Source organism: Lysinibacillus sp. BNK-21 (assembly GCF_048684915.1).
In the GTDB taxonomy this organism is placed as follows: Bacteria; Bacillota; Bacilli; order Bacillales_A; family Planococcaceae; genus Lysinibacillus; species Lysinibacillus capsici.
The window spans coordinates 2226380-2240513 of record NZ_JBLQTS010000001.1 but is presented as its reverse complement, the minus strand read 5'-3'; the positions used below and the strand labels follow the sequence as shown (position 1 = coordinate 2240513).

Genomic DNA, 14134 nt, shown 5'->3' with positions numbered 1-14134 from the left:
ACGTTAATCAAAGGAGGAAATGAAAGTGGCTGAAATTAAAGTCCCTGAATTAGCAGAATCGATTACAGAAGGTAGTATCGCACAGTGGGTAAAAAAAGTGGGCGATCGCGTTGAAAAAGGTGAATTCATCGTTGAACTTGAAACAGATAAAGTAAACGCTGAGATCATTTCTGAAGAAGCAGGTGTATTAACACAAATTTTAGCTGAAGAAGGCGATACTGTACTAGTTGGTCAAGTTATCGCAGTAGTAGAAGCAGGCGAAGGCGCAGCAGCAGCTCCAGCAGCGGCAGCACCAACTGAGGCAGCACCTGCACCAGCAGCGCCACAAGCAGCACCTGCACCAGTTGCAGCAGCTCCAGCAGTAGAAGAAACTTCTGGTGAGCGTGTAGTTGCATCTCCAGCAGCACGTCGTCTTGCACGTGAAAAAGGTATTGACCTTGCAGCGGTATCTCCAGTAGATCCACAAGGACGTGTACGTGTACAAGATGTAGCAGCTCATGGTACAGCACCAGCTGTAGCACCAGCAGCAGCACCTACATCCGTAGCAACTTCAGGTGGCCCAGTAGTATTCACACCAGCAGCTAATTCTGACCGTGTAACAATTGAAAAAATGAGCCGTCGTCGCCAAACAATTGCAAAACGTTTATTAGAAGTTAAACAATCAACAGCAATGTTAACAACATTCAACGAAATTGACATGACAAACATCATGGCACTTCGTAAACGTAAACAAGAAGAGTTTGTAAAAGCAAACGACATCAAACTTGGTTTCATGTCATTCTTCACTAAAGCTGTTGTTGCAGCACTGAAAAAATACCCATACGTAAACGCTCAAATCTCTGGCGATGAAATTCATTTAAATAACTTCTTTGATATCGGTATTGCTGTATCGACTGAAGAAGGTTTAGTCGTACCAGTTGTACGCGATGCAAATAGCAAAAACTTTGCAGAAATCGAAAAAGATATTGCTAACTTAGCGACAAAAGCTCGTGATAAAAAATTAGGCTTAAATGACATGGCTGGTGGATCATTCACAATCACAAATGGTGGTGTATTCGGTTCATTAATGTCAACACCAATTATGAACGGTACGCAAGCTGGTATTTTAGGTATGCACTCAATTGTAAACCGTCCAGTTGCAGTAAATGGTGAAGTTCAAATCCGTCCAATGATGTATGTAGCACTTTCATACGATCACCGTATCATCGATGGTAAAGATTCTGTAGGATTCTTAAAAACAGTTAAAGAATTAATCGAAAATCCTGAAGATTTATTATTAAATTCATAATTCCATTAAACCCTGCGAACAATGTTCAGCAGGGTTTTTTGTATGACGAAAGGTATTGACCGATTCTATGCTTGAAAGAGTACGAATGGTACATCGTTTAGAGGAGCAAAGAAAGAAAAAAACGCAACTTTTCTCACATGTAGAACATACTCTATAATAAATATTTGTTGTAATTTTCAGAAATATCAACAAAAGTTCAACGATTTAAAGTGGAAGCAGAACGCACAATATCCTAATATTGTCATTAGTCAGAAAAATGTTAAAATCGTCTTGACGAACATATTAGTTTTATAGTAGTATCTAAATATCAATTAAATAAACAAACCTCACGAATTGTTACCAGTGAGGTAGAGGCGCGGTATTTATTAGTTCATTGTTGAGTAAAAGCAAGCGAAGACGCAATGAAGAAGGAAATATCGCCGAAGTATAAAAGGAGCTCGTACTTTTATACTGGGTCTGCAGTGAATAAGTGCAGGACTGTCCTAGTAAATGGATTTCCAGATTTACTAGGTTGTGCTATCTCGGAAACATGGAAATTATAGTGAGGATTTGGGCAACTGTCATAAAAGGTAAGACCTAAGTTCAATAAACTTAGGTCTTTTTTAGTACAGTTGTCTTATTTTTTTACAGAAAAGGGGAGTTTTTCATGAAAAGAAAATGGTTGTTAGTAATGATCTCTATCATGACGGCAATTGTGCTAGCTGCATGTGGCACAAGTGACAAAAAAGAGGGCGGTTCAAGTGATGCTGGAACTGACAAAGAAGAAGGTGGCGGTGAATTCCGAATTGGAATGGAGGCTGGCTACCCACCGTTCAACTGGACACAGCAAGACGATGCAAATGGCGCAGTGAAAATTGCGGATAATGCAGAGTATGCAGGTGGCTATGATGTACAAATGGCAAAGAAAATCGCTGAAGGTCTAGGCAAAGAGTTAGTCATTGTTAAAATGGAGTGGGACGGTTTAGTTCCAGCGCTACAATCAAACAAAATTGATGCAATTATTGCAGGTATGTCACCAACAGAAGAACGCAAGAAAACAATTGATTTTACAGAAAACTATTATACTTCTGATTTTGTTATGGTTATTAAAAAAGGTAGCAAATATGAAGGCGCAAAATCGATTCAAGACTTCTCAGGTGCTAAAATTACATCACAATTAAATACATCAAACTACACAGTTATCGATCAAATTAAAGGCGTAGAAAAGCAAACAGCAATGGAGAGCTTCCCAGCAATGCGTGTGGCGTTAGAAGCAGGTAAAATTGATGGCTATGTAGCTGAACGTCCAGAGGGCATTTCCGCTTCTGCTGCCAACGATAAATTCACATATGTAGCATTTGAAGAAGGCTTTGATACAGACCTATCAAATACTTCAATTGCTGTAGGCTTACGTAAAGATGACGCAAATCGTGAAAAAATCAATGAAATCCTAAAAGGCATTTCAGAAGATGATCGTCAAGCGATTATGGAAGAAGCTATTTCTCAACAACCCGCAGCACAATAATGACATGGCACGGACTAGCAATTAGTCCGTGCATGATCATTTCATCATTATCAAAATGAGAACCTCTCTACATAATGATAATGTCCTAGCGTGACAAATCATAGAATAGTAGAAAGAGCTAGGACACAAAAGAAATAAGCGAGCAAGATGACATTGTTAGGAGGAACATCATGAGTCTTGAATGGATACTTTCAATTATTGAAAACAACTGGCAAATGTTTTTACGAGGTGCGTATTATACGTTACTGATTTCGAGTATTAGTACAATTATTGGTGCATTTATCGGATTTTTCATCGGAATTATGCATACGATTCCAGTTCGTAAAAAAGGTGTGAAATTTTATAGCTTAAAGCTCATTAATTTTATACTAACATGCTATGTTGAATTTTTCCGTGGTACACCAATGATTGTACAAGCTATGGTTGTCTACTACGGATTAGATATCGCATTCGGTATCGATATGCACTTTATTACAGCAGGTATTTTAGTCGTTTCCCTCAATACTGGGGCATATATGGCAGAAATTGTTCGTGGCGGTATTGTATCCATTGATAATGGTCAATACGAGGCAGCATCAGCAATTGGCATGAATCACTTCCAAATTATGCTTCATGTTGTCTTACCACAAGTAGCGCGTAATGTTTTACCAGCGACAGGTAACCAATTAATCATGAATATTAAAGATACAGCCGTATTAAATGTCATTGGAGTAACGGAATTATTCTTCCAAACAAAATCAATTTCGGGTAACAACTTCCGTTATTTCGAATCATTCTTCGTTGCATGTGTTCTTTATTTCATCATGACATTTACCGCATCTCGCATCCTTCTGTATGTTGAAAAACGTCTAGATGGTCCTGATGCCTATCAAAAAGAACAAAAAGAAGCCGTATAGGGGGACGCACAAATGGCAGTCATTAAAATCGAGCATTTAAGTAAATCATTTGGACGTAACCAAGTGTTAAAAGATGTGAATTTCCAAGTGGAAAAAGGGGAGGTAGTTTGTTTAATTGGCTCCTCTGGCTCTGGTAAATCCACATTGCTTCGTTGCATAAATTTATTAGAAACGCCAAGTGGCGGTCAAATTATTTATAAAGGGGAAGACATCCTAGATGAAAAGCACAATATTCAAGAATATCGCACACATTTAGGCATGGTGTTCCAGCAGTTCAATTTATTTAACAACCACAATGTCATAAGTAATTGCACGGTGGGCCAAATCAAAGTGTTAAAACGTTCGAAAAAAGAAGCAGAAGAAACGGCGCTTAAATATTTGAAAATCGTTGGCATGGATCAATATGTGAATGCCAAGCCCCGTCAACTCTCGGGTGGACAAAAGCAGCGTGTGGCCATCGCTCGTGCCTTATCAATGAATCCTGATGTAATGCTATTCGATGAGCCAACATCCGCATTAGACCCAGAAATGGTGGGTGAGGTATTAAAGGTAATGCGTCAGCTAGCAAACGAGGGCAATACGATGCTCATCGTGACACATGAGATGGAATTTGCCAAAGAAGTAGCAGATCGTGTTGTCTTTATGGATAAAGGTGTAATTGTGGAAGAAGGCCCTCCAGCACAAGTATTAGTCAATCCACAACATGAACGTACGAAGGAATTTTTAAAGCGTACATTAAAATAAGCACAAAAAAGTGAGTCCAACCTGTTGGACTCACTTATTTTCTAGAATTCCATTCTGCATAAAGTACAAAGCAGATTGCGAATGCTACAGCAATGATAAAAAACCATTGCGGTACACCACCAAAACTCATCATAACACCTCAAATATTCATTTTTTTTGGATAGAATAGGTATAGTATTTCTTTTTTCTCCACAAAAGACCAAAAATATTATAAAATAAGCAATAGACATTAGCTTTTGCTAGTAAAGAGAGGTAGAGAGAATATGTTACATTTAAAATGGAAAGATGCGCCAACATTACGAACGGTTACTTGCAAACATACAAATGCATCGAAATACTTAGTATCAAACGTATTGACAGTAGGAAAAGAGTATGAAGTGAAAAATGAAACAGAAGAGTTCGTTTTTATCATCGACAACACAGGTAATGTCGGTGGCTACTATAAAGATTATTTTGAATAAAAACAAACAGGGTGGTTCAGAACATTTGCTGAGCCACCCATTTTTTTGTTAATCTCGCTGATAGCTGCTAGCACCCGCCACATCCTGTAGCTGTTGTTTCTCTTGTTCAGTTGCGGTATGCAGGGCAAAGACATCTTTAATTGCTGTTTGCAGCTCTTGCTGTGTTTCTTTAAACTTCGAAACTTGCTGTTCAAACGTGGGACTTGAGAAGCGATCATGAGCCCTTGATAATCGCTCCTCTAAACGTGCATAATGATGATCCATATGCATCGATAGCATCATCGCCAGTTGGTTTTTCCAGAGCGGAATCAAGGTAACGATAGAAAACTCAATTTTTTCAGCTAATGTTTGATTGGCCTGCTGAATCATACGAATTTGAGGAGCTGTTTGCAGAGCGACTTGCTGTGATACTTGTAAATCATAAATACGTTGATCGAGTCTTTCGATTTGAGCAGCAAAGTCATTTAATTGCTGGATCGCAAGTGGCTGTTTGGTAGCTTGGACACTCGTTATTTGTGCAGGTAGCTCTACCTCAATGGCTTGCTGCTTTTTCATTTGTCCTGCGGCAATCGCCGTTGCCAATTCCTCAAAAAATCCTCGATTATGGGCATAAAGCGCCTCTAAGTTTTCAACATCTTTTATCAGCTGAAGCTGTGCACGTTCTAGCTGAACGCCAATGCGTTCCACCTGTATACTAATACGTTCAAATTCTGTGAGTGTTTGCTTCACATTAGGCTCGGTTTTGCCAAAGATTTTTTTGAAAAAGGTTTGCTTTTTTGGTTCCAAAGCAGTTGGATCTACTCGATCTAACGTCTGCATTAAAGAATCCAGCATTTGACCAATTTTAGTGACATCCTTTTGCTTTACTTGAGCAAGCATGCGGTCGGCAAATTGAGACAGAGCTCGCTGTGAATCTTGCCCAAGGGACAGCAATGATTCAAAATCAGTCAAATCGATTTGACTGGCATACAGTAATGCACGACTTTGTGCAAGAGGCGATAGCGTTTCATAAGTCGCCATCGCCTCGTTTTGCGGAGTTGTTTCTAAATAGGATTGGACTAGTGGAGAAAGCCCTGGTATGGTATTTAGTTGAAATGCGTGTTCGTTTGCTGTCATTTATCATCGCCTCGCCAGTCCAATTGTTCTCTACGTCTAAGATTGGAACGATTTGCGAATTCAATCTCCATTTGCAGATGATCGATATCATTTGCAAGCGCATCCTTCAAATCAATTTGAATGGTGTCATTCAAATCAGTTAGGGTTTCACGTGTTTTGGATAAAGTTAATTGAATTTCCTTATCCTTCACTGGCTGCTTGGAAAGCATTGTATATTTATCCGTTAATTCTACAGCAGAAGGTAAGTGTGCATAGAAAAATGGTTCCACATTATAAAATTTACGTGGGTCTGTCTTGACGATTTTGACGATATTTTTAGAGATACGCGTCATTTCAAGTAGTTGTTTAAACGCTGAAACAGAACGTACACGTAAATAGTTTTGACTCAATGTTTGAATATGCTTATTAGCTGTTAATACTTGTGTTTCAATGTGTTTGAATTCTTCTTTTGTGATGCCTGCTATTTGCATGACTTTCTTTTTTTGTCTATGTTTCAGCAACGCTGTACTCGTCGCATAGGAACCCGCAAACAGTAAACCACCAAGGAAGAATCCAGGATTTGCCGCAATTGCTGCGATAGAAACAGTTGTGAGCGAAATAAGAAAGCTGGCACTATGTCTAGAGAAAAACTGTCCGACACTAAGCATTGTTTCATCCTCCTTGCTTTTCAATATGTCTATCTTCTTATACGAAATAATCGACATAAAGTTTCATTGAAAATTAATCCCTTACATAAATTTTACTGCTATTTGTGAACTTTCTCAATGATAATACATAGAATAAGTGAGTTGTTTCGATGAATAAGTCGGTTTTGTTATCCTAAGGAGCCATTCTGACATCTTAATGAGCGATTTTTTGCATCTCGGTCACTGAATAGAGGAGCGTAATTTGATTCAAGAGCGGCTTCTGCCTCAACGCGAGCGGTTAAGTGAGATCCATGAGCGGCTCCAACTCGAAAAGGAGCGGTTTATTCTCTAAGAAGAGCATCTTCATCCAAAATGAATGAGTCTTGTATGAAACTTTTTCCAAATGAATTCGTAACTGATACAAAGGGGGATATAGGATGACGAAAATTTTTCTGGTGTCTATTACAAAAAATATGGATGAACCAGTAAGTGAACAGAAAGTGAAAGAAAAAGTCTTTGAGAAAAAATCAAAATTAAAAGCCTATTTAAACAAAGAAGGCTATATGAAGGAATCTAAAAATCAATATGTGAAAATCACTGATGAATCAATATTAGTTGCTGCCATTCAAAAAATAAAAATCAAAAAATGACGATAGGTCATGTTCTTAAGAGCATGACTTTTTTGATTTCAATAACTAGGAGAGGAGGCATCATTCAAAGAACCCATAGCCCAGTGTCAGCTCTCTAGAAAAACGGCTTCCAATTTGAATCTTTTTTGTTTGTTTTTCTTACAAACGCAATACATCGTTCTTCGCATGCACCCAATCTAATATACAAATTGCACATATCTGGTAAGTATTTAGTAGTTTTTCATGCATTATATCCGCAACAAGGACAAGTAAATTGTATTACTTCATATGTGACAATAAAACGCCGTGTTAGTTTAAAATTTGTTGAACCCAACAACACTACAAAAAAGCCAGACATTAAACAATGTCTGACTCCATACGTATATAGCCTTTTAAATCATCGTATAATTCTAAAGAAAATGAATTGGAATCGGCTTGGGGACTAACGCCTTTTTGGACAAAAAGGAGAAATTCATTGAGTGCCTTTTCTGAGCCCTCCACTTCCACTTCAATTTGCTCTGCGTCATTCAATCGACAGTATCCTTTTAACCCTAATTCAATAGCTTTTTGCTTGATGAAGAATCGGTAGCCTGTGCCATAGACATCACCAAAAAATTTTATACTTGCTCGTTTGTTCAAGGGAATACCTCCTACTTAATAGAGGAGAGGGGCGAACCTCTCCTTTTATTGCATGACACGTTCTTTTTCTAAATAGGCAATTAAGTTATTAATGTGATAAAGTACATGCTTAGATGCCTCATCGACTTCTTTTAGATGAATATCAGCTTGTTCGATATGACCCGCTTTATGAGCTTCAGCCGCAAGCTTCGCTGATTCATGGACGCGTAAATGATAGCCATCTAATTCATGATAGTCCTGTAAATGACCGAAACGTTCGACTGTACGAGGCGCAGTGTACCATTTGCCAAGTCGACAGTCTCTATGAGAAGAAACATCGCTTGGATCAACGTTTTCTAGGCCAAGGAACATGTTATAAATGCGCCATTTCCATAAAATATGATCCGCCTTCGATAATTGTAGTAGGGCAATAGATGAAAGCTGTACATTATTGTTAGCAATAAGATCATTACGGAAACGGTTAATTTCTTTCCCTAATAAATGAATATCGCTGGATGTATTATGACTATAATCACGAATATCTTCCTGCAAGCTTGAAATTTCGATCATTCTTGCTGAAACTTCATCAATCGCGGCTGCTTGTTCCTGGGAAATGGCAGCCGTATTTGTCACATCTAAATTAATACCCTCAATCGCTTGAACAATGGCATTTAATAATGGTAACGAATCTTTTGCTTCAACGGTTGCTTCTTTAATAATAGCTGTCGTATCTGTAATCGAGTTAGAAACATCATTCGAATAACTCTTTAAATGATGAACATTTGCGGATACTTCACTTAGCGCAGCTACCGTGTTTTCAGCAAGCTTTCGTACTTCCTGTGCAACGACCGCAAAGCCTTTCCCATGTTCACCTGCACGCGCTGCTTCAATGGAGGCATTAAGTGCGAGTAGATTCGTTTGATCGGCGATTTGATTGATTAATGTGACAACCTGTTCAATATCATTTACCCTTTTTTGTAATTCTGAAAATGAGTCAACAATGGATGTAAAGGTCTCCTCTGTTTTAAAAATCTCCGATAGGGCATGCTCAATAGCGTTTTTACCTTTTGTAGCATGGTCAACAGATTCAGTTGTTTTCTCTGATATATGAGAAGACATGCGTGCAACCTCATTGATAGAAGCTGCAATCTGTTCTGTGGCAGCAGTAGAGGATTGAATCTCTTCATTTTGCTTATCTAGGCTAAAAACTAAATCTTTCATGTACATAATTTTGGCATTGACATCCATTAAAGAAGATACTTCTCCTACCACATTTTCAATAATGCGTTCTGTTAACACTTCCACTAATAATTCTTGATCGACATTGACAGCGGATTGGAATGATTTCATATATTGAAATGCTTTATTTGGCTTGATACCAAAATTGTATAAAATATATGTAGTAATATAGAAGGCAAATTGGTTGAAGACAACAATTAATTTACCAGGCTCGTATTGATGCTTGCGGAATAGATTGAAAAATTTGACAGTTTCATCTACATAATGATCATCACGAGTTGCTAAGAAAAACTGTGTTAAGTATTGATTAATATTTTCTTCACTAATGATTAATTGAGAGGTAGGGGATATCTCGCTTAAATAATGATGAAAAATGGCATTCATGGAAGGGGTAATGTCTTTGAGCTTTTGATAGAGTGCCTTTAAGTGCTCCTCATCTTGTGAAGTGAAATGATTGAATGCCAGTGTTTGGTAAAATCGGCCTGTTGCATGTAAATCTGTACCACGTTTGAGTAGTTCTTCTAGCTCTGCTTTAGGTCGAATACTTGAAAACATAAAAATACCTCCAAAAAGTATGTATAATAAGGTAATAATAGCATAATTCAGGTGGTTTTAATAGACATTTCAGTTGTGTTTGCTAAAATGAAACTATCTTATGACAGCAAGGAATGGGCAAATATGTATACAATTATTTACATGAAAGCGGACTATGAGCCTTGGTGGAAATTTGAAGGCTGGGAAGCTTATATTCAAACTGAAGATACATTTGACACGAAGGAGCTCTTTGAACGTGCATTACAACAAAAATTAGCGCAATTTCGTTCCTCTTACGATAATGAGGCAGCGAAAGAGGAGCAGTATTGGGCTTTTTGGTCTGAGGATGAAAGCTTTTACTGTGAGGCTTGCGATGATGATGCACAAGTATATCATGGGATAATTGCGTGTAAAATAGAAGAGAAGTAAAAAAATTTTGAAAAAAAGTAAAAAAGATTTTTTCTTTATTTGACAAAATTATGGATGGCAGTTATACTTAACTTAACAATTTAATTGCTTCACCGGAAACATGAATTCACATATTACAAAAAGTGATCGCGTTAGTTCGGTACTCTTTGTAATATGTGAATTTTTTTCAATCGCTGAAGAAATTACATATTGTTCACTTTTATTTTTTGGAGGTTTTCTTAAATGAAACAAGGTACAGTAAAATGGTTTAACTCAGAAAAAGGTTTTGGATTCATCGAAGTTGAAGGTGAAAACGACGTATTCGTACACTTCTCAGCTATCCAAGGCGAAGGTTTCAAAACTCTTGACGAAGGTCAAAAAGTGGAATTCGAAGTTGTAGATGGCAACCGCGGACCACAAGCTGCTAACGTAACTAAACTTTAATTCTCAGTAATTAAAATTACTTTCGTTAAACCCAAGACATCCTATGCAAATAGGATGTCTTTTTTGTATCATTTGCAAGTTTAAGGATTACAAATCCTATTTTAGGTTAAATATATAGTAGTGGCGGATAGCCATGCAAAAGTAAAGGATAGCGCTATAAAAGTAGCGGATAGCCATGTGAAACTGGAGGATAGCTGCACAAAAGTAGCGGATAACCCCATAAAATGGAGGGTAGCCCCGCCAAAATAGCGCATCGCTGTAAAGAAGGAGGCAGATGAATGTGAATAATGAAGAAAAATTGCCTGAAGAACAGGAGCAACAGGATTTTTATCAGAAACTACGTACAAAATTAGTAGCTTTCCTTGGGTCGAAAAAGGGAAAAAGTAACAAGTTTACTCCGTATTTAATGTTTGTGCCTGATTTATTTCATTTGTTAATTAAAACAGTAACCGATGCGGGTGTAGATAAAAAGAGTCGTGCATTAATTGGGGCATCCATTGCGTATTTTGTATTACCAATGGATTTAATGCCAGAAGGACTGCTAGGCTTTGGTGGCTATTTAGATGATGTTGTACTAGCAACTTTTGTGGTAAATACCATTATTAATAAGTTGGGTCCAGATGTAGTGGAAAAGCACTGGACAGGGGATGACAAGCTTTTACATGTGCTACAAAAGGTTGCAGAAGTAAGTGATGAGGTAGTCAGTAAAATTCCTGTAAAATCACCAATTGCTCAGTTCGTCAAGCAAGAAAGTAAAGATAAATAATAATATTATGTAAACCTAAGACGCCCTATAAAAATGAACCTTATTACAGGTTCATTTTTTATTGCTCTTCTAATAAATTTCGGAGTTGTTGTACAGGTACAAATAGGCCAACATTTCCAATGGGCTCATATTTCATCGTGGCAAAGATAACCCCAATGACCTCACCATGTTGATCGATTACAGGGCTACCACTATTGCCCCGATAAACAGGAGCTTTTAGCATCCTAACTGGCTCCTGCCAATCTTCTAATTGAATGGCTTCTAGCAATGTTCCTTCATTAGCGATGCCGGTGAAAGCAAGTGGATTTCCAATAAAATAGACATGTTCATTAACAGTGTAAGGTGGATCTTCTGCAAGAGGTAGATAGGGAAGTTGCTCAGCTTGCACCTGTACAAAGGCTAAATCTACGGCTGGATAGCTCTCGATTAATGTTGCTTCCATCAGTCCCTCATCAGGAAAGACAACTGATAATGTTGTGGCATGTTCGACAACATGGGCGTTGGTGACAATCAGACCATCTGGTGAGATGGCAAAACCAGTGCCTTTACTGGAGCCTGTTGAAATTTCAACGACTGCCTTTTTATAGGTTTGTATATCCTCTTGTGCAGAGAGCCGCGTTGAAACCTTGATAAATTCAAGCGCAGGTATGGAGTAGATTTGAAAAATGAGGGCAAATGTATTGAAAAACAGCACTAGTGCCATACCCCACACGATCCAGCGTACAAGAGGCTTTTGTTTTTTTGGCTTTTTTCCATAAATGCGTTCTTCTCGCGCCTGTGCTAATGCTTCTTGCTGTTCCTCGAGTACAAGTTCAATAAATTCTTCTTCCGTTAATTCATCTTGCTTTGGTGTTGCATTATGTATATCACTCATTGATTGGCCTCCTATGCTAAAAAACAGACGCCCAAGCAGGACGCCTGTTTTCTTTCAATTATTCTATTTTTTGCAAGGTTGATGTCACAACAAATGGCTCATCTTGCTCTGTTTCCATCGTATCCTCTTTGCGAATTAGACCAATGTCCTTTGCAAAATATTTGGTTGTGGTCATTTGATCTTCAGAGCGACTTAGCTGGATGACATCTTGATAGACCGTTGTACCAGTATCAACAGTAGCGGTCGTTGATTCAATGGTCCAACCTTGAAAGCTTGTCCCGACTTGTAAAGGCTTTTGAAGTACGGTTTCCAGTACAGGATAAGATGCTGCCTCAGCTGCACTTGGCATGCTTGGATTACTGTCAACAGGTTCTCGATAGACAAGATCAATACTTGTATCCGTTATGCGGTAGATTTTTAATAGTGTCACACCACCATTATCCTCTATTTGTACGATATGCTGTGTATCGAGGTAGGTAGTTTTTAGTGTGAAGCTAGCAAATTCATTTCCTTCCCCTTGAAAAGAAGCAACAGATCCATCAGGTGGAAAATAGGAGAGAAGTGACGTTTGATCTTGTTCCACTGCTTGCTTGTCTTCCACAGATGGTGTTGGAGCTGGCACAGGCTCTTCCTGAACTTCTTCACGACAGCCAGCCAGTAAAAATACTACAGAAAGTACTAGAACAGGGTATCTCATGGGCACACTCCTTCGCTATTTTCTTTCATTATACGTGAACGAGGAGTGTTATACGAATAATATGAGATTATATAAATAATATTATTATGTAAACTATTAAATGAAAACTTGTAACAGCATGGAAAATTATCTATGATAGAAATGAAGTGAAAAAATGGGGGGCAAAGACATGTATAGACATGTAGATGATTTCTTACAAGAATGGTCAAATGCATCAAACGGGACACTACAGGTATTACAGGCTTTAACAGATGACAAGCTTCAGCAAAGCATTGTAGAGGGTCACAGTACACTTGGTTGGTTAGGCTGGCATTTAGTTGGAGCAGCAGGTTATTTTAGCTATCTAGCAGGATTAAAAGTACCAATGATTCGTCAAGAAGATCCTGTGCCAACGACTGCGGCTGAGATCGTGACAGCCTATGAAAGCGTAGCAAATGGTATTAAAGAGGAAGTGGCTAAGCTTTCGAATGAAGAGTTACTAGAGGTAGTAACAGGCTTTAAAGCGCCGATGCCAAAAGGGGCTTTATTACGTGTATTAATTGACCATCAAACACATCATCGTGGACAAATGACGGTCCTACTACGTCAAGCAGGTTTACCAGTACCTGGCGTGATGGGACCAACAAAGGAAATGCAATAATTACGCGAGCAGCAGATAAATCGTTTATCTGCTGCATTTTTTAGATTGACACTTACCTACTAGTAAGTTAGTATAAAGCCATGACAAATAGAAAAATGCAAATTATAGAATTAACATTGAAGAATATTCAGGAAAAAGGATTCACATCATTTAGTTATGAGCATTTAGCAAAGGAGCTTGGCGTCACGAAAGCCAGTATTCACTATCATTTCGAGAAGAAGGGAGACTTAGGGATTGCTGTTTGCGAAAGAATTCAACAAGGATTAGAGAGAACTTTTACATTGATGAAGGAGTCCACTTTGCCAGCTGAGGAAAAGCCATTTGCCTTTATTATGCAGCGAATAAAATTTCTAGAGCAAGACGGCATTTGCCCTATATCAGCTTTACAGGCGGATTATCAAGAATTACCGCAACCAATGCAAGAAAAGCTTCAGCAGCTTAGTCAAATGGAAATCGATGTCTTTGTTGAGCTATTGAAAGATGCTAAACAACAAGGCGCACTCCAAGCTACTAATGATTTGGAGGCTCTAGCTGTATTACTTATTTCAAGTACGAAAGGGGCATTACAATATAAACGTGTTGTAGGAGAAGCGTTCTTTCAAAAGATGCTGGAGCAATTAAAGGAACTGTTAAAGTAAGACATGATACGA

Annotated in this window: 17 protein-coding genes and 1 riboswitch; of the genes, 11 read left to right on the top strand and 6 right to left on the bottom strand. The window is 38.3% G+C overall.

Annotated features, from left to right (window positions below):
- The first annotated feature begins 25 nt into the window (after positions 1-25).
- The 5 genes from odhB to ACMGGO_RS11330 all read left to right on the top strand — a co-directional run bounded on the left by odhB (position 26) and on the right by ACMGGO_RS11330 (position 4893).
- Positions 26-1288, top strand: coding sequence for a 2-oxoglutarate dehydrogenase complex dihydrolipoyllysine-residue succinyltransferase (gene odhB, locus ACMGGO_RS11350; RefSeq protein ID WP_131520250.1), 1263 nt, complete (start codon positions 26-28; stop codon positions 1286-1288).
- 340 nt (positions 1289-1628) lie between these two features.
- Positions 1629-1815, top strand: a riboswitch (Lysine riboswitch).
- Between the two features lie 119 nt (positions 1816-1934).
- On the top strand, positions 1935-2792 hold the full coding sequence (locus tag ACMGGO_RS11345; protein WP_004230114.1) for a transporter substrate-binding domain-containing protein: 858 nt from the start codon (positions 1935-1937) through the stop codon (positions 2790-2792).
- 170 nt (positions 2793-2962) lie between these two features.
- Positions 2963-3688 carry an amino acid ABC transporter permease gene (locus ACMGGO_RS11340; protein WP_004230111.1) on the top strand — a complete coding sequence of 242 codons (726 nt, stop codon included), beginning with the start codon at positions 2963-2965 and terminating at the stop codon, positions 3686-3688.
- A 12-nt stretch (positions 3689-3700) separates the two neighbouring features.
- Positions 3701-4432, top strand: coding sequence for an amino acid ABC transporter ATP-binding protein (locus ACMGGO_RS11335; protein ID WP_004230107.1), 732 nt, complete (start codon positions 3701-3703; stop codon positions 4430-4432).
- Positions 4433-4695: 263 nt separating this feature from the next.
- Entirely contained in the window at positions 4696-4893 is a 198-nt protein-coding gene (locus tag ACMGGO_RS11330) for a DUF6501 family protein (RefSeq protein ID WP_048392887.1), read from the top strand.
- Between the two features lie 48 nt (positions 4894-4941).
- On the opposite strand, the gene ACMGGO_RS11325 is transcribed toward ACMGGO_RS11330, so the two are convergent.
- Both ACMGGO_RS11325 and ACMGGO_RS11320 read right to left on the bottom strand, forming a co-directional pair.
- On the bottom strand, positions 4942-6009 hold the full coding sequence (locus ACMGGO_RS11325) for a toxic anion resistance protein (protein ID WP_009371332.1): 1068 nt from the start codon (positions 6007-6009) through the stop codon (positions 4942-4944).
- A complete protein-coding gene (locus ACMGGO_RS11320; protein ID WP_004230101.1) occupies positions 6006-6656 on the bottom strand; it encodes a 5-bromo-4-chloroindolyl phosphate hydrolysis family protein in 651 nt (216 codons plus the stop codon). The genes ACMGGO_RS11325 and ACMGGO_RS11320 overlap by 4 nt, the downstream gene beginning before the upstream one ends.
- A 416-nt stretch (positions 6657-7072) precedes the next feature.
- Between ACMGGO_RS11320 and ACMGGO_RS11315 the strand changes: the two genes are divergently transcribed.
- Positions 7073-7285, top strand: a complete 213-nt coding sequence (locus tag ACMGGO_RS11315; RefSeq protein ID WP_048392884.1) for a hypothetical protein — start codon at positions 7073-7075, stop codon at positions 7283-7285.
- Between the two features lie 336 nt (positions 7286-7621).
- On the opposite strand, the gene ACMGGO_RS11310 is transcribed toward ACMGGO_RS11315, so the two are convergent.
- The gene (locus tag ACMGGO_RS11310; protein ID WP_016994023.1) at positions 7622-7903 is read right to left on the bottom strand and encodes an acylphosphatase; all 282 of its coding nucleotides are present in this window, start codon (positions 7901-7903) and stop codon (positions 7622-7624) included.
- A 45-nt stretch (positions 7904-7948) separates the two neighbouring features.
- Positions 7949-9676, bottom strand: coding sequence for a globin-coupled sensor protein (locus tag ACMGGO_RS11305; protein WP_066036792.1), 1728 nt, complete (start codon positions 9674-9676; stop codon positions 7949-7951).
- 123 nt (positions 9677-9799) lie between these two features.
- On the opposite strand from ACMGGO_RS11305, the gene ACMGGO_RS11300 reads away from it, so the two are divergent.
- The 3 genes from ACMGGO_RS11300 (at position 9800) to ACMGGO_RS11290 (ending at position 11273) form a co-directional block, all read left to right on the top strand.
- The gene (locus tag ACMGGO_RS11300; protein ID WP_374805482.1) at positions 9800-10084 is read left to right on the top strand and encodes a DUF1033 family protein; all 285 of its coding nucleotides are present in this window, start codon (positions 9800-9802) and stop codon (positions 10082-10084) included.
- 222 nt (positions 10085-10306) lie between these two features.
- Entirely contained in the window at positions 10307-10507 is a 201-nt protein-coding gene (locus ACMGGO_RS11295; RefSeq protein ID WP_004230088.1) for a cold-shock protein, read from the top strand.
- 274 nt (positions 10508-10781) lie between these two features.
- Entirely contained in the window at positions 10782-11273 is a 492-nt protein-coding gene (locus ACMGGO_RS11290; protein WP_066036791.1) for a YkvA family protein, read from the top strand.
- A gap of 58 nt (positions 11274-11331) precedes the next feature.
- Here ACMGGO_RS11290 and ACMGGO_RS11285 read toward each other — a convergent pair whose 3' ends face one another.
- Together ACMGGO_RS11285 and ACMGGO_RS11280 are read right to left on the bottom strand one after the other, a co-directional pair.
- Positions 11332-12147 (bottom strand): S1C family serine protease, encoded by an 816-nt coding sequence (locus tag ACMGGO_RS11285; RefSeq protein ID WP_016994019.1) that lies wholly within the window; start codon positions 12145-12147, stop codon positions 11332-11334.
- 58 nt (positions 12148-12205) lie between these two features.
- Positions 12206-12844, bottom strand: coding sequence for a hypothetical protein (locus tag ACMGGO_RS11280; protein WP_048392874.1), 639 nt, complete (start codon positions 12842-12844; stop codon positions 12206-12208).
- Positions 12845-13013: 169 nt separating this feature from the next.
- Here ACMGGO_RS11280 and ACMGGO_RS11275 point away from each other — a divergent pair, with 169 nt between their 5' ends.
- Together ACMGGO_RS11275 and ACMGGO_RS11270 are read left to right on the top strand one after the other, a co-directional pair.
- A complete protein-coding gene (locus tag ACMGGO_RS11275; RefSeq protein WP_016993631.1) occupies positions 13014-13484 on the top strand; it encodes a DinB family protein in 471 nt (156 codons plus the stop codon).
- 80 nt (positions 13485-13564) lie between these two features.
- Positions 13565-14122 carry a TetR/AcrR family transcriptional regulator gene (locus ACMGGO_RS11270; RefSeq protein ID WP_016993630.1) on the top strand — a complete coding sequence of 186 codons (558 nt, stop codon included), beginning with the start codon at positions 13565-13567 and terminating at the stop codon, positions 14120-14122.
- Positions 14123-14134 lie beyond the last annotated feature (12 nt).

What these genes read in the sequence shown, in the direction of transcription:
- ACMGGO_RS11290 (WP_066036791.1), top strand. Translation starts at nt 10,782, where the DNA reads ATGAATGTGAATAATGAAGAAAAATTGCCTGAAGAACAGGAGCAACAG.
- ACMGGO_RS11300 (WP_374805482.1), top strand. Translation starts at nt 9,800, where the DNA reads ATGTATACAATTATTTACATGAAAGCGGACTATGAGCCTTGGTGGAAA.
- ACMGGO_RS11295 (WP_004230088.1), top strand. Translation starts at nt 10,307, where the DNA reads ATGAAACAAGGTACAGTAAAATGGTTTAACTCAGAAAAAGGTTTTGGA.
- ACMGGO_RS11340 (WP_004230111.1), top strand. Translation starts at nt 2,963, where the DNA reads ATGAGTCTTGAATGGATACTTTCAATTATTGAAAACAACTGGCAAATG.
- ACMGGO_RS11280 (WP_048392874.1), bottom strand. Translation starts at nt 12,844, where the DNA reads ATGAGATACCCTGTTCTAGTACTTTCTGTAGTATTTTTACTGGCTGGC.
- ACMGGO_RS11305 (WP_066036792.1), bottom strand. Translation starts at nt 9,676, where the DNA reads ATGTTTTCAAGTATTCGACCTAAAGCAGAGCTAGAAGAACTACTCAAA.
- ACMGGO_RS11330 (WP_048392887.1), top strand. Translation starts at nt 4,696, where the DNA reads ATGTTACATTTAAAATGGAAAGATGCGCCAACATTACGAACGGTTACT.
- ACMGGO_RS11285 (WP_016994019.1), bottom strand. Translation starts at nt 12,147, where the DNA reads ATGAGTGATATACATAATGCAACACCAAAGCAAGATGAATTAACGGAA.
- ACMGGO_RS11270 (WP_016993630.1), top strand. Translation starts at nt 13,565, where the DNA reads ATGACAAATAGAAAAATGCAAATTATAGAATTAACATTGAAGAATATT.
- ACMGGO_RS11320 (WP_004230101.1), bottom strand. Translation starts at nt 6,656, where the DNA reads ATGCTTAGTGTCGGACAGTTTTTCTCTAGACATAGTGCCAGCTTTCTT.
- ACMGGO_RS11345 (WP_004230114.1), top strand. Translation starts at nt 1,935, where the DNA reads ATGAAAAGAAAATGGTTGTTAGTAATGATCTCTATCATGACGGCAATT.
- ACMGGO_RS11335 (WP_004230107.1), top strand. Translation starts at nt 3,701, where the DNA reads ATGGCAGTCATTAAAATCGAGCATTTAAGTAAATCATTTGGACGTAAC.
- ACMGGO_RS11315 (WP_048392884.1), top strand. Translation starts at nt 7,073, where the DNA reads ATGACGAAAATTTTTCTGGTGTCTATTACAAAAAATATGGATGAACCA.
- ACMGGO_RS11275 (WP_016993631.1), top strand. Translation starts at nt 13,014, where the DNA reads ATGTATAGACATGTAGATGATTTCTTACAAGAATGGTCAAATGCATCA.
- ACMGGO_RS11325 (WP_009371332.1), bottom strand. Translation starts at nt 6,009, where the DNA reads ATGACAGCAAACGAACACGCATTTCAACTAAATACCATACCAGGGCTT.